At 66.1% G+C, this 12,903-nt stretch carries 12 protein-coding genes and 2 pseudogenes; 10 read left to right on the top strand and 4 right to left on the bottom strand.

Features of this window, described 5'->3' with window-relative positions:
- Positions 1 to 204, bottom strand: a pseudogene (locus VGD93_RS05265) (hypothetical protein); the annotation flags it as partial.
- A gap of 1 nt (position 205) precedes the next feature.
- Entirely contained in the window at positions 206 to 883 is a 678-nt protein-coding gene (locus VGD93_RS05260) for an isochorismatase family protein (protein WP_395009902.1), read from the bottom strand.
- 153 nt (positions 884 to 1,036) lie between these two features.
- Between VGD93_RS05260 and VGD93_RS05255 the strand changes: the two genes are divergently transcribed.
- On the top strand, positions 1,037 to 1,438 hold the full coding sequence (locus tag VGD93_RS05255) for a hypothetical protein (protein WP_395009900.1): 402 nt from the start codon (positions 1,037 to 1,039) through the stop codon (positions 1,436 to 1,438).
- 174 nt (positions 1,439 to 1,612) lie between these two features.
- Here the strand turns inward: VGD93_RS05255 and VGD93_RS05250 are convergent, their stop codons facing one another.
- Positions 1,613 to 2,671, bottom strand: a complete 1,059-nt coding sequence (locus VGD93_RS05250) for an extracellular solute-binding protein (protein ID WP_395009898.1) — start codon at positions 2,669 to 2,671, stop codon at positions 1,613 to 1,615.
- A 303-nt stretch (positions 2,672 to 2,974) separates the two neighbouring features.
- Here VGD93_RS05250 and VGD93_RS05245 point away from each other — a divergent pair, with 303 nt between their 5' ends.
- The 6 genes from VGD93_RS05245 (at position 2,975) to VGD93_RS05220 (ending at position 9,727) form a co-directional block, all read left to right on the top strand.
- Complete coding sequence (locus tag VGD93_RS05245) at positions 2,975 to 4,492, top strand: amidohydrolase family protein (protein ID WP_395009896.1); 1,518 nt, start codon at positions 2,975 to 2,977, stop codon at positions 4,490 to 4,492.
- 14 nt (positions 4,493 to 4,506) lie between these two features.
- Positions 4,507 to 5,877: an MmgE/PrpD family protein gene (locus VGD93_RS05240; RefSeq protein ID WP_395009894.1), complete on the top strand. Its 1,371-nt coding sequence runs from the start codon at positions 4,507 to 4,509 to the stop codon at positions 5,875 to 5,877.
- Positions 5,878 to 5,913: 36 nt separating this feature from the next.
- Positions 5,914 to 6,417 (top strand): nucleoside deaminase, encoded by a 504-nt coding sequence (locus VGD93_RS05235; RefSeq protein ID WP_395009893.1) that lies wholly within the window; start codon positions 5,914 to 5,916, stop codon positions 6,415 to 6,417.
- A 62-nt stretch (positions 6,418 to 6,479) separates the two neighbouring features.
- Positions 6,480 to 7,727 carry an ABC transporter permease gene (locus tag VGD93_RS05230; RefSeq protein ID WP_395009891.1) on the top strand — a complete coding sequence of 416 codons (1,248 nt, stop codon included), beginning with the start codon at positions 6,480 to 6,482 and terminating at the stop codon, positions 7,725 to 7,727.
- Positions 7,728 to 7,731: 4 nt separating this feature from the next.
- Positions 7,732 to 8,577, top strand: coding sequence for an ABC transporter permease (locus VGD93_RS05225; RefSeq protein WP_395009890.1), 846 nt, complete (start codon positions 7,732 to 7,734; stop codon positions 8,575 to 8,577).
- Positions 8,578 to 8,614: 37 nt separating this feature from the next.
- Positions 8,615 to 9,727, top strand: coding sequence for an ABC transporter ATP-binding protein (locus VGD93_RS05220; protein WP_395009888.1), 1,113 nt, complete (start codon positions 8,615 to 8,617; stop codon positions 9,725 to 9,727).
- 69 nt (positions 9,728 to 9,796) lie between these two features.
- Here VGD93_RS05220 and VGD93_RS05215 read toward each other — a convergent pair whose 3' ends face one another.
- Positions 9,797 to 10,567: an SDR family NAD(P)-dependent oxidoreductase gene (locus VGD93_RS05215; protein WP_395009887.1), complete on the bottom strand. Its 771-nt coding sequence runs from the start codon at positions 10,565 to 10,567 to the stop codon at positions 9,797 to 9,799.
- 162 nt (positions 10,568 to 10,729) lie between these two features.
- Between VGD93_RS05215 and VGD93_RS05210 the strand changes: the two genes are divergently transcribed.
- From VGD93_RS05210 to VGD93_RS05200, 3 genes and pseudogenes are all read left to right on the top strand, one after another.
- Entirely contained in the window at positions 10,730 to 11,836 is a 1,107-nt protein-coding gene (locus VGD93_RS05210; RefSeq protein ID WP_395009886.1) for an ABC transporter substrate-binding protein, read from the top strand.
- Between the two features lies 1 nt (position 11,837).
- Entirely contained in the window at positions 11,838 to 12,683 is an 846-nt protein-coding gene (locus VGD93_RS05205; protein WP_395009884.1) for an IclR family transcriptional regulator, read from the top strand.
- Between the two features lie 4 nt (positions 12,684 to 12,687).
- Positions 12,688 to 12,903: pseudogene (locus VGD93_RS05200) on the top strand (CoA-transferase); the annotation flags it as partial.

The raw sequence follows: 12,903 nt of genomic DNA, 5'->3' as shown, positions 1-12,903 counted from the left end.
GCGATGGGAGTATTGCAGGACGTCGGGGTTCGGTCGCCCCCACGGAGTACGCGTCGGATTGTCCGGCGGGTCGTACTCGTAGAACTCGATGTTCGGCGCGATCCAGACCGCCAGTTTCTTGTTGCCCGGCCAGGTGATCTTCGGCCGCCCCGGCCACGGCAGATAGTCGTAGAGCCCCAGATCCTCCCGCATCTCCTCGGCCATGTCAGCGGCCCTCGGGTTGATAGGCTTCGTACCAGGCAATCGTTTCGGCCACCGGGATCACGTCGCCATACTTCACCGAGATGTCGTAGAGATTGGCGAAGTGCGGGCTCTCGTGCTTGTCGGCCACGCATTCCTCGGGAACGATCACGCGATAGCCGCGCGAAATTGCGTCTACCACGGTGGCGCGTACGCAGCCCGAGGTCGAGCCGCCCGTCAGCACCACCGTGTCGCACTGGTGCCAGACCATCAGCGATTGCAGGTTGGTCTCGTGGAAGGCCGAGGCCATGCGCTTGTTGATGATGATGTCCTTCACCCGGTCGACCTGCAGCCGCGGGTCGAGTTCCGCCCGGCGCGAGCCTACCTTGATGTTCTGCAGGGAATCGGGGGTATCCGTGCGCGTGCCCCAGACCCCGCAATCCTCGCCCGACTCCATGTAGGCGACGTAGGTCCAGGTCAGCGGCAGGCCCTTGGTGCGGGCCAGCGTGGCCAGGCGATTGACGTATTCGAGTTGCCTGGGATCGGTCTCGTAGGCCGTCGCGAACTCACCCACGCCGGTATAGGACAACTGCAGGTCGATGTTGATCAGCATGGGCTTGCGACCAAAGCCGAAGCGGCGTCGCGTCGGGTTGGCCTTGGCATGTTCGTACAGCTGGCGCGCCGTCAGCGATGACGTTTCCATGATGATTTCCCCCATATCTTGGCCGACCGCCGGCCGACCGCATTATGCGCAGCACGGTCGTACGGTCACCATAATTTTGCATTGTTATCTCTTTATGCCATTTGTAAAGTCCTATCGCAACCCGCATGCACTATCCACACCAGAGAGAAACCGATGACTGAACGGGCGACCGCCATTGCCACCTGCGAGGCCTTTCTGACGGCCATGGAAAGACGCGACTTCGACCTGGCACGTAGCTTCGTTGCGGTGGAGGCGCTGGAAATGGTCTTTCCCGGTGGCCACCGCTTCAGCAGCCTCGAGGCGATGGTCGAGGCGGCGGCGGGGCGCTACCGCTTCGTCGGCAAGCGCTTCGAGCGCCGGGACAGCTGGCGGTCCGGAGAGGACGACTGCGTGCTGATCGCGGGCGTGCTTTTTGGCGAGTGGCTGGACGGCTCGGCCTTTGACGGGATTCGTTTCATCGACCTGTTCGACCTGCGGGGCGGCAAGATCTGGCGCCAGCAGGTCTGGAACGACATGGGCGAGTACAAGCTGAAGGCGATGGGGCCGAAAGGCTGAGCAGGGCGTTGATCGCGGGGGCCGTCCGAGCCTCGCTGAGGTATCCCGCTTTCCGCGGCAGGTGTGGCATTCCCTGCCTGTAGCGAAGCCGGACCCGCTGCCTGATCGGGCCGGCTGAAACACGAAAGCGGCAACCCATGGGGTCGCCACTCTCCGTCGTCATGGCTCAGGCGATCAGCGCGCCAGCCAGTTGTTGAACTGCTCGTTCACAGCATCGCCGTATTCGGTCCAGAAGTCCGTGTCGTGCTGCATGGCCGTGGCGAAATTCGGCTCGTAGGTCGACAGATAGGGATACATCTTGGGGTCGACCAGCGCCATCGCCGAACGCCGGGCCGGCGCGTAGGGCATCATGTTGGTGAAGGCTGCCTGCCCTTCCGACGACTGCGCGAAGCGGACATATTCGAAGGCCAGGTCGCGGAGCGGCGTCCCCTTCGGAATGATGACCATGCCGGTCGTCCACAGCTGGTCGCCCCAGGCCAGCTTGAACGGCTGGTTCTCGACCTCGATTGCCTGGTGGAAGCGACCGTTGTGGCCGATAATCATGGCCACTTCGCCGTCGGCGAGCAACTGCGTGCCCTGGGCGGAGGTGTCAAACCAGACCGACAGGTCCTTCACGCGGTCGAGGACGGCCAAGGCGCGCTCGACGCCCTCGGGGGTCTTCAGCACCTCGTAGATCTGATCCTTGGCGACGCCGTCGCTCATCAGGGCGATTTCCAGCGTGCCGCGAGCGGCCTTGAGGAAGCCGCGGCGGACTGGGAACTTCTCGGGGTTGAACAGATCGGTGACGCTGGTCGGCTCCTCACCCGAGAAGTGCTTGGGATCGTAGGCCAGCAGCCAGGAATAGATCGCGCTTCCGACGCCGCATTCGTGCAGCGTGCCGGGGTAGAAGTCCTCCGCGGCCGGCGTGCCGTCCGCGCCGGGCGGCAGGGTGTCGAGCGGGAAACGCTCCAGCAGGTCGTCCCGGCATCCGATCGCGGCCTCTGGCGGGTTGGCTTCCAGCACATCCCACAGCACGTTGTTGCTCTCGACCTGGGCCATGACCTGCGCGAGGCCGCCCGTATAGTTCTCCATCTTGATGGAGATGCCGTGAGCCGCCGCGAACGGCTCATTGAAGGCCTTTTCCATCGCGGCGCTGTGCGCGCCTCCCCAGCCGACCACCACCAGGTCGCGCGCCAAGGCGCTTCCTGCAGTTAGTCCGATGGCGACACTCGCCAGGACTGCAAGGTATTTCATCGAGTTCCTCCGTTTCGGTTGAATGCCTTGTTGCGGCGTGGCGCCGGTGGCGGGGCGCTGCCAGTCATCGGTCGCGTCGCCGCCGTGAAACGGGCCTCGATCTCTTCGGCCCCAAGAGCACCGGCGGCTACTTGATGTTATATGATTATATGTTTATCACTTGCGGTCAACGAAAAAAGGGTCACGGCCGCATAGCTGGTTTCGCCGACAGGGCGTCGCTGGGAGGTGGGGCGTTGCAGCAATCTGTCAGCTGCCGCGTCGGCCGTAGGCCGTGCCGATTCGTGACGCAGTGGGGGGAATCCGATGCCAGACCAGACCGACGACAGCAAGGCTTCCGCGACGGGGCGCACGGTGACGTGCATCCGCCAGGCGGACTGGCTGGTCGCCTGGAACGGCGAGCGCAATGCTATCGAATACCTGCGCGGCGCGGACATGGCGTTTCGTGACGGCGCGATCATCCATGTCGGCGGGCATTTCGCCGGCCGGGTCGACCACGAGATCGATGGACGGCGCCTGTTGGTCGTCCCCGGGCTGATCAATGCCCACTACCATTCGACCGTGACGATGATCCGCAAGGGGGTCACGCAGGATGCCTGCAACTACCTGCTTCCGGCGTTCTATCAAAATGTGAACGTTCTGCAGTCGCCCGCCGCCGTCAAGGCTGCCGCGACCGCCTTCGGCATCGGCCGGCTGCTCAAGGGCGGCACAGCCACGCTCGTGGACTGGACCGCACCCTATGACGGCTGGCTCGACACGCTGGCCTCGAGCGGGGCGAGGGTCTACGCGGCGCCGTTCTTCACCTCGGCCGAATGGTCGGTGACCGATCATCGGCTGCTGCAATACCACTGGCTGGCCGACGGCGGTCATGACCTGTTCGATAAGGCGCAGGCAGTGATGGAGGCGGCCGAAGCGCACCCGAGCGGCCGCCTGTCGGCGATGGTGGCGCCGTCCGAGCTGGAGTGCACGACGCCAGACTTGCTGCGCCAGAGCTTCGAGCTGGCACGCCAGACCGGCCGGCCGTTCCATATCCACGCGGCCGAGAGCGCGCGCGAGTTCACCGAATTCGTTGCCCGCCACGGCATGAGCCCCGTCCAGTGGGCGGCCGAGATGGGACTGCTGGGTCCGAACAGCGCCATCGGCCATGGCATCTACCTGGACCATCATTCGCAGCTGCGCTGGCCGACGCGCCGCGACCTTTCGCTCCTCGCCGAGACCGGAACGACCGTTACCCATTGCCCGACCACGTTCGCCATGCATGGCGAGGGGATGGAGGCGCTGAGCGACTATCTCGCCGCCGGCGTCAACGTGGCGCTCGGCAATGACACCTTCCCGCATGACATGCTGCACGAGATGAAGGTCGCCGTGCTGGTCTCGCGGCTTCGGTCGGGCCAGGATTTCGGGCGCGCCACGCATCCGTCCGCGCAGACCTGGAGCCTCGGTGCCGGCGAGATCCTGCGTGCCGCCACGGTCGGCGCGGCCGACTATCTGGGACGTCCTGATCTCGGCCGGCTGGCCCCGGGCTGCCAGGCGGATTTCTTCACGGTCGATCTCAGCCACCCCGACATGATGCCCGTGCACGACCCGCTGCGCAGCCTGATCTATTGTGCCGGCGACCGGGCCGTACGCGATGTCTATGTCGGCGGCCGCCCGGTCGTGGCGCAGGGCGAGGTGCTCTCCCTCGACCTCGGCGAGCACGCGGCGACACTCGCCGGCGCCCAGGAACCGATGTGTGCGGCGGTCGCCGGGAAACCGGATGCGGCGGGCCGCTCGGCGGCCGAGCTGTGGCCGCTGTCGCTGCCCATCGCGAACCCCGCACCCTAGACGGAAACAGAGCCATGCCCGCCGAGACCCGCGACCTCGACCAGCTTGCGAGCTTTCTCGCCGAATTCCGCGCCCCGGACCTGCCGGCCGAAGTGATCGCGCGCACCAAGCTCATCATCGCCGATTGCGTCGGTGCCATTGTCGGCGGGGCCGCCGAACCCGAGATGGCGGCGCTCACCGCCAAGCTTGCCGCATCCGGCCCCGGTCCTGCACTGGTGATCGGCACCGGCCACGCCATCCCGGCCGAGCGGGCGGCACTGCTCAACGGCACGGCCGGAACGTGGCTGGAAATGGACGAGGGGAACCAGTTCTGCAAGGGCCATCCGGGCATGCATACCTTCCCTGCGGCCTTTGCCCGGGCGGAGGCGGAAGGTGCTGGTGGTCTGGACTTCCTTGCCGCCGTGGCCCTTGGCTACGAGGCCGGCGCGCGAGTCGGCATCGGCATGCGGCCGCGGCCGAGCATGCATCCGCACGGCACCTGGGGCGTGCTCTGCGCCACCGTGGCGGCCGGGCGGCTGGGCAGGGTCGATGCCGGCGGGATGCGCTCGCTGCTCAACATGGCGCCGACCCTCAGTCTCGCTACGAGCCGGCGCACCATGCTCGAGGGGGCGACGGTGCGCAACACCTTCACCGGCTTCGCCAACCAGACGGGCGTACTGTGCCTCGCGATGCTGGAGGCCGGCCTCACCGGCGAGGTCGACGGCATCGGCCACGTCTTCGGTAAGGTGGCGGGCGACGGCTTCGATCCCACTGCGCTGAGCGATCGGCTGGGTAGTCGCTGGGAAGTGACGCGCAACTACTTCAAGATGCACTCGTGCTGCCGCTACAACCATGCGGCCCTCGACGCGGTGAACCTGATCCTCGCCGGGCCGGGCGGCGATCTCGACAGCGCGGCGATCGCACGTATCGACGTGGACACCTATTCGCTGGCGGTGGAACTCGATGATCCGGCACCGGCCAACACGCTGGCGGCGAAATTTTCGCTGCCCTTCGCCATCGCCACGACGCTGATCCATGGCGACAGCGGGGTGCACAGTTTCACCTGGGACGCGGTGCGCAACGCCGACATCGGCCGGCTCGCCGCGCGCGTCGTGCTGCGCGAGGATCCGGCGATGACGGCCAGGCTGCCCGACAATCGTCCGGCGCGCGTGCGTCTCACCCTCGACGATGGACGCTCGTTCGAAGCCGCGACCGACACCAACCGCGGCGACTGGTCGGATCCCTACACGCCTGACGAAATCCACGACAAGTACATGGCGCTGGCCACCCGCTGCTGGAGCACCGCGGGGGCGGCGGCGGTTTTCGAGCAGATCATGGCCCTCGAGCGTCTTGATGACGTCGCCGCGCTGGGACAGGCGATGCGCGGGGCGATGCAGGCCCGCTGATTTCTCGACCGGAACCGAATTGACAGGGAGCCAAGGATGAGCACCAGCAACGCCGACTTCATGGACGTGGCGATCGAGATGGCACGCGCCGCCATGGCGATGCCGAACCGGCGCCCGTTTGCCGCTGTCGTGGTGCGCGACGGCGAGATCATCGGTCGCGGCGTCAACAGCGTCGCCGAGCGTTCCGATCCGACGGCCCACGGCGAGGTCGAGGCGATCCGCGATGCCTGCAGCCGGGTCGGCACGAGCCTCGCCGGCTGTGACCTCTATACGACGTGCGAACCCTGCATCATGTGCGTCGCCACGGCCGAACTGGCCGGGATCTCGCGCATCTTCTACGCTGCCTCCTTCGCCGGCGCAGGCGAGGCGCTGGCGCCGCTGTGGCCGGATTTCGTCACGCGCTACACGGCCGTGCGCACGCATGTCTGCCAGCCGTTCGACCAGCGGCCCACGGCGATCCAGATCGAGGCCGAACCTGCCACGGCCATCCTGCGCGACTGGGCGCAGCAGATGGCGGCCGCGTCCCGATCGGGCGGCTGAGTGACTTTGCACCGGAGCGAGGAAGGGGCGAGGGCCGTGTTGCGAGAAGCGGAGGAGCGGTCATGGTGACGCTGAGCGAGGCCGGCCACGCGGCACTGGCCCGCCGAGTGGGCAAGGCGCAACGCCGTGGCAAGGCCATGGGGTTGCTGCTGGTGGCGCCTTTGCTGGCCCTGCTCCTGGTGACCTTCGTCTTTCCCATCGGCCTCATGCTGTACCGATCGGTCGACAATCCGGTGATACCGGCGGCACTGCCGGAAACGGTCGTGGCGCTGCGCACCTGGCAGGCGCCGGGCTTGCCTGACGAAGCCGTCTATGCCGCCCTCGCCCGCGACCTGCGGTACGCGCAGCAGGCGGGAATGGCCGGCAAGCTCGGTGGACGGCTCAACTACGAGCAGCCCGGTGCCAGCACCGCGATATCCCAGATGGTGCGCAAGCTGAACGACCCGGAGGTCGCGACGCCGCCCTACAAGGAACTGTTCATCGCGACCAACCAGATGTGGGGCAACGAGCGGATCTGGGCGCGCATCAAGCAGCTTTCGGGACCGCTGACCGACGCCAACTACCTCACCGCGCTTGATCTCGACCGCGCCGTCGATGGCGCGATCGTCGCCCGCCCGGCCACCCAGGCCGTCTATGTCGAGCTGTTCCTGCGCACGCTGTGGGTCAGCGCCTTCGTCAGCGTCGTCTGTGCCGTGCTGGCCTACCCGATCGCCTACCAGATTGCCCGCCAGCCGCCGCGGCTGGCCAACGTGCTGCTGTTCCTCGTGCTGCTGCCGTTCTGGACCTCGGCACTGGTGCGCACGACCGCATGGATCATCCTTCTGCAACGGCAGGGCCTGGTCAACGATCTCCTTGTCTGGCTCGGCGTGCTGGGGGACCAGCAGCGGATCCTCATGGTCTACAACATGACCGGAACGCTCATCGCTATGGTTCACGTGCTGCTGCCCTTCATGGTGCTGCCGATCTACAGCGTGATGAAGTCGATCTCGCCGGACTACGTCCAGGCCGCCCGGTCGCTGGGGGGGTCGCCGATGAACGCCTGGTGGCGGGTCTATTTCCCGCTGACCTTGCCCGGCCTGGGGGCCGGCGGGCTGCTCGTCTTCATCAGCGCGATCGGCTACTACATCACCCCCGCCCTGGTGGGCGGACGCGACGGGCGGCTGATCAGCAACTTCATCGCCTATCACATGCAGGAATCGCTCAACTGGGGCCTGGCTGCGGCCCTGGGGACCGTGCTTCTGGCGGCGGTGCTGCTGCTCTACTTCATCTACGACCGGGTGATCGGTCTGAACAATCTCAGGTTCGGGTAGGACAATGACGACGACCGGATACAGCAGCGCCGGGGCGCGGCTTTGGCAGATCGCCTATCGCCTGCTGTGCGTGGCGATCTACATGTTTCTGTGCCTGCCCATTCTCGTCATCGTACCGATGTCGTTCAATGCCGAGGCCTATTTCACCTTCACCCCCGCCATGCTGACGCTGCAGCCCGAGGGGTATTCCCTGCGCTGGTACGAAAGTTTTCTCACCGACCCGGCGTGGATGGCGGCGCTGCGCAACAGCCTCTATATCGCCGGGCTGACCACGGTGCTGTCGGTGTCGCTGGGGACGCTGGCGGCCGTCGGCCTCAGCCGGTCGAACATTCCCTATCGCTCCACCATCATGGCGATCATGATCTCGCCGCTGGTGGTACCGGTGATCATCACCGGCGCGGGGGTGTTCTTCTTCTATTCGTCGTTCGGCATGACCGGCACGTTCACCAGCATCGTGCTGTCGCATACCGTGCTCGCGACGCCCTTCGTCGTGCTGACGATCACGGCCACGCTCAGCGGCTTCGATCGCGAGTTGATGGCCGCCTCTGCCAGCCTCGGCGCCTCGAGCCGCACGACCTTCTTCCGCATCGTCGTGCCGCTCATCCGCCCGGGGATCATTTCGGGGGCCTTCTTCGCCTTCATCGTCTCCTTTGACGAGGTGGTGATTGCCCTTTTCCTGGCGGGGAGCGAACAGCAGACGGTACCCCGCCAGATGTGGTCCGGCATCCGCGACTCCATGCAGCCGACGATCCTGGCGGTGGCCAGCATCCTCCTGCTGCTGTCGCTGCTGCTGCTGCTGCTGATCGAGGGGCTGCGCCGGCGTACCGCGCGGCTGCTGGGCCGAGTCTGATCGTCTCGAAATTCGGGTCGCAAACCTAGGAAACACGATGATTGACAATCGCGATTTCGTCCGCTTCGAGAACGTCGAGAAGAGTTATGACGGCGTCACCCAGGTGGTGAAGGGCGTAAGCTTCGGCGTGGCGAAGGGGGAATTCCTGACCATGCTCGGCCCCTCGGGATCGGGCAAGACCACCTGCTTGCAGATGATAGCCGGTTTTCAGTCGATCACCAGCGGCGAGATCTTCGTCGGCGACCGCCCGGTGTCGCGGATCCCTCCGCACAAGCGCGGCATCGGCGTCGTGTTCCAGAGCTACGCGCTGTTTCCGCACATGACCGTCGGCCAGAACATTGCCTACCCGCTGGAGGTGCGAGGCGTTTCGCGCAGCGAACGGGTTGAGCGGGTGCAGAAGATCCTCGGCATGATGCGGCTCGACGGCTTCATCGACCGGCGGCCGGCCGAGCTGTCTGGCGGCCAGCGCCAGCGGGTGGCGGTGGCGCGCGCGCTGGTGTTCAATCCGGAACTGGTGCTGATGGATGAGCCGCTGGGTGCGCTGGACAAGCAGCTGCGCGAGGCCATGCAGTACGAGATCAAGCGCATTCACGAGCAGTTCGGCATCACCACGATCTACGTCACGCACGATCAGACCGAGGCGCTGGTCATGTCGGATCGCGTCGCCGTGTTCAACGACGGCGTGATCCAGCAGCTGGCTCCGCCCGACGCGATCTACGAGCAGCCGGCCAACGCATTCGTGGCCTCGTTCATCGGCGACAACAACCTGATTCCGGGCCGGGTGGTCCGCGCCGGCAACGGCTCGGTGGGGGTCGAGGTCGAGGGGTGGGGCACCATCGACGCTGTCGCCGGCGGAACGGCGGCGACGGGGGATCGCGTCACCCTCTCGATCCGGCCCGAGCGCGTTGTCGTTGCTGCCGACCGGGTGGAGAGCGGGCAGTGCTGGCCGGCCCGGGTTGCGGAGGTCACCTATGTGGGGGACCACTTCCGGATCGTGCTGGCGATCGCCGGGGATCGCTCCATCGTGGCCAAGGTCGGCCACCTCGACAGCGGCAGGTTGCAGAAGGGGCAGTCGGTGACGTTCGGCTTTGCCGAGCGTCATTGCCGCTGCCTCGATGGGGCCGCCGGGCCGCTGGCCGGAGTGAACTGACGCCGCGGCCCGCCCGGGCATCGGCAGCCAGAGTATGCGCGACACCGCCTCGTCGCGGCGATGTGCCGGCTATTCCTTCGGTGACCCGCCGATCCGGGCCAGCATCCCGCCATCGATGCGGACGACTTCGCCGGTAATGAACGACGCGCGATCGGAGGCGAGGAAGCTCACGAGCTGCGCGACCTCCTCCGGGGCGGCGCTGCGGCCGAGCGGATGCATGTCGTTGATGATCTGCCAAAGCCCCTCTGGATCCTCCGCAGAGGCCACCGCCTCGCGCAGCATCGGCGTGTCCACCGAGCCTGGAGCGACCCCGTTTACCCTCACGCCATGGGGCGCGCCATCCACCGCCATGGCGTGGACAAGGCCAACGAGGCCATGCTTCGCAGTCGAGTAGGCGACCACGCCGGCCTGGCTCGCCAGCCCCTGCACCGAGGTCATATGCACGACGTTGCCGCGACTCTGCCGCAGCATCGGCATCACCGCTTTGGAAATGCGGAAGGCGCCGCTGAGGTTGACGGCAATGACCTCGTCCCAAAGTTCGTGGGAGGTCGTCTCTACCGTCCCATAGCGCTGAATGCCGGCGACGTGGGCAAGAACGTCCAGCCCGCCAAGGACTGCGCGCGCCCGTTCTGCCGCCAACTCGCAGACGGCGATGTCAGCCACCGAACCGACGACCGCCTCGACGCGTGGCGCTCCACTTGCGGTCAGCCCGCCGGTGACGGCTTCGAGGCCGGGCCCGTCGACATCGAGGAGGACGAGAGCGGCACCTTCCGACGCGAATTGCTCCGCGACGGCACGGCCGATGCCCTTGGCGGCGCCGGTAACCAAGACCCTGTGCATGACAGCCTCCGTTAGCGTGACATTTTTTGTAGATAAAAAGAGTTTGCGCAAGGAAAAAATCTAACGCATGCTGACTCGCGTGGATCAGGCAACCGGGAGCGGGGAGTGATAACGGGCATCGCATGGGACCACCGGCGCTGCTGGGGGCCTCTGGAGGCGAGCATGGAGCCCTACCGTACCGATCGCGGCCAACTCGTGCGCTGGGATCGCCGGAGCCTCTACAGCTTCGGTGCGGGCGATTTGGGCGGCTACGCCGACAAGTATGATCTCGTCATCTACGACCATCCCTTTGTGGGCGATGTTGCCGCCAACGGATGGCTGCTGGACCTCAACGCATTCCTGACCGAGGCCGATCGGGCCTTCTTCGTCCGGGACGAGGTCGGCGCTTCGTGGCGGTCTTACTGCTATGGGGGTGGCATCTGGGCGCTGCCGATCGATACTGCGGCACAGACCTCGGCGCGGCGCGAGGACCTGCTCGCGGAGAACGGCTGGGACGTGCCGCAGACGCTGGCCGGAGTAGTCGATCTTGCGAACAAGGCCAGGGGCCGGGGGCTGTACATAGGCTGGCCGGCGGTGCCGACGGATCTGATGTGCACGCTTGTCTCAGTAGCCGCGAGCGTTGGGGGGCGGCCGGGACGGGAGGGCGACTGTTTTCTCGCCCCGCGAGACGCTACTGAGACGATCGCTCGATTGGCGGAACTGGCCCAGGTGGCCCATCCCGCCTCCAAGGACTGGAACCCTATCCGTTGCCTCGATCACATGTCTGCCGAGGACGATGTGGTCTATGTGCCGTACCTCTTCAACTACGTGAACTATTCGACCCCTGGCTTGGGCAGGAGGATCAGCTTTGGCGCAGTTCCGCGCGTGAACGCCGATCGACCGGCGCACACAATCCTGGGCGGGGCAGGGATCGGGATCAGCAGCAAGGCGACCGACGCCAAGGCGGCGTTCGAATATGCGATGTATCTGTGTTCCCCTGCATTCCAGGCGGGAGAGTATGTCCTTCACGGCGGTCAGCCGGGTAGTCGGACAGCGTGGACCTCCGAGGCGGCTAACGCGCTCACCGGGAATTTCTTTCGCGACTGCCTGCCGGTCCTCGATGCCGCCTATCTGCGCCCGACGCATCCGGGCTTCGTCCCCTTCTTCCACGCTGCGGCGTTGCGTCTCGCTGCCGTCATCCATGACGAAGCGTCGGTGCCTGACTTTGTCGATTGGCTCAACCGACGCTACGCCGAAGTCGTCGCGTCCGGCCTGCCGGCGGTGGGGTGAGATGGCGCACGAGCAGACTAACGGTGAAGACGAGGCGCTGCCGGAGAGCGCCGGCAAGCGCAGCTACTCGGTGCCGGCCGCGGAAAAGGCCCTGGACATTCTGGAGTACATGGCCGGACAGCCCCATGCACTCACCCTGACCGAGATCGCTGCCGCGCTGAGACGGAGCGTCCACGAGCTTTATAGGGTGATCCAGACCCTGGAGGCCAGAGGCTATCTCTACCGCCGCGCCGACTCCGACCGGTACCGTCTCTCCCTGAAGCTGTTCGAACTCGCGCACCAGATGCCGTCCGTGCGGCAGCTGAGCGACTCGGCGTTGCCGGTGATGCAGGCGCTGTCGCCCGTGGCGCAGCAATCCTGCCATCTGGCCGTGCTGAGCGGACATGAGGCGTTGATTGTCTTGCAGGTCGATTCCCCGCTGCCGATGCGGTATTCCGTCATGCTCGGGGCAAAGTTCGACTTCGCCGAGACCAGTTCCGGCGTCGTCATCTACGCGCTGTCCAAGGACACCGTGCGCGAACAACTCGACGCGTGGCTCGCGCAGGACGGACGCAGCCCGGAGGAACTGGCCAGCGTCGCCTCCCGTGCGGCTGCCATCAGGGCCCGAGGCTACGAAGTGCAGCCTTCGCTGGCGGTGAGCGGCGTTACCAACATCTCGGTCCCGATCTTTGACCATCTCGGTCACGTCGTCGCTGCGCTGACCGTCCCGTACATGCCACAGCGCGCCGCCAAAGTTTCCCTCGAGCGCGTGCGTGAGCTGGCGTTGGAGGCCGGCCGGCAGGTCTCGACGAACCTTGGGGCCGGAGCCCAGAGGCAGGACGAAATGGCCGGCAAGCGGCGAGGCTGATCAGATGTCGAACGTGAAATCAAATCGCCCCTCGGTGGAATCCCTTGCAGACCTGGCTGCGCGGGTCCTGCCGAACTCACGGCTATCGGTGGGTGGACATCACTTTGCGCGGCTGCCGATCGCTCTCCTGCAGGCCGTTGCCGAACGTGGTCTCACCGGTCTCAACTATTTCGCCTGGGCCGGGGGCCTGCCGCTCGAACTGCTAATCGAGGCCGGGGCG

Source organism: Devosia sp. (assembly GCF_036406155.1).
Classification (GTDB): domain Bacteria; phylum Pseudomonadota; class Alphaproteobacteria; order Rhizobiales; family Devosiaceae; genus Devosia_A.
The sequence above is the reverse complement of the archived record's forward strand: the minus strand, read 5'-3'. Positions and strand labels throughout refer to the sequence as shown.

Coding starts and splice junctions, on each gene's coding strand:
- VGD93_RS05250 (WP_395009898.1), bottom strand. CDS start 2,671: ATGAAATACCTTGCAGTCCTGGCGAGTGTCGCCATCGGACTAACTGCA.
- VGD93_RS05220 (WP_395009888.1), top strand. CDS start 8,615: ATGATTGACAATCGCGATTTCGTCCGCTTCGAGAACGTCGAGAAGAGT.
- VGD93_RS05235 (WP_395009893.1), top strand. CDS start 5,914: ATGAGCACCAGCAACGCCGACTTCATGGACGTGGCGATCGAGATGGCA.
- VGD93_RS05230 (WP_395009891.1), top strand. CDS start 6,480: ATGGTGACGCTGAGCGAGGCCGGCCACGCGGCACTGGCCCGCCGAGTG.
- VGD93_RS05240 (WP_395009894.1), top strand. CDS start 4,507: ATGCCCGCCGAGACCCGCGACCTCGACCAGCTTGCGAGCTTTCTCGCC.
- VGD93_RS05210 (WP_395009886.1), top strand. CDS start 10,730: ATGGAGCCCTACCGTACCGATCGCGGCCAACTCGTGCGCTGGGATCGC.
- VGD93_RS05245 (WP_395009896.1), top strand. CDS start 2,975: ATGCCAGACCAGACCGACGACAGCAAGGCTTCCGCGACGGGGCGCACG.
- VGD93_RS05215 (WP_395009887.1), bottom strand. CDS start 10,567: ATGCACAGGGTCTTGGTTACCGGCGCCGCCAAGGGCATCGGCCGTGCC.
- VGD93_RS05225 (WP_395009890.1), top strand. CDS start 7,732: ATGACGACGACCGGATACAGCAGCGCCGGGGCGCGGCTTTGGCAGATC.
- VGD93_RS05260 (WP_395009902.1), bottom strand. CDS start 883: ATGGAAACGTCATCGCTGACGGCGCGCCAGCTGTACGAACATGCCAAG.
- VGD93_RS05255 (WP_395009900.1), top strand. CDS start 1,037: ATGACTGAACGGGCGACCGCCATTGCCACCTGCGAGGCCTTTCTGACG.
- VGD93_RS05205 (WP_395009884.1), top strand. CDS start 11,838: ATGGCGCACGAGCAGACTAACGGTGAAGACGAGGCGCTGCCGGAGAGC.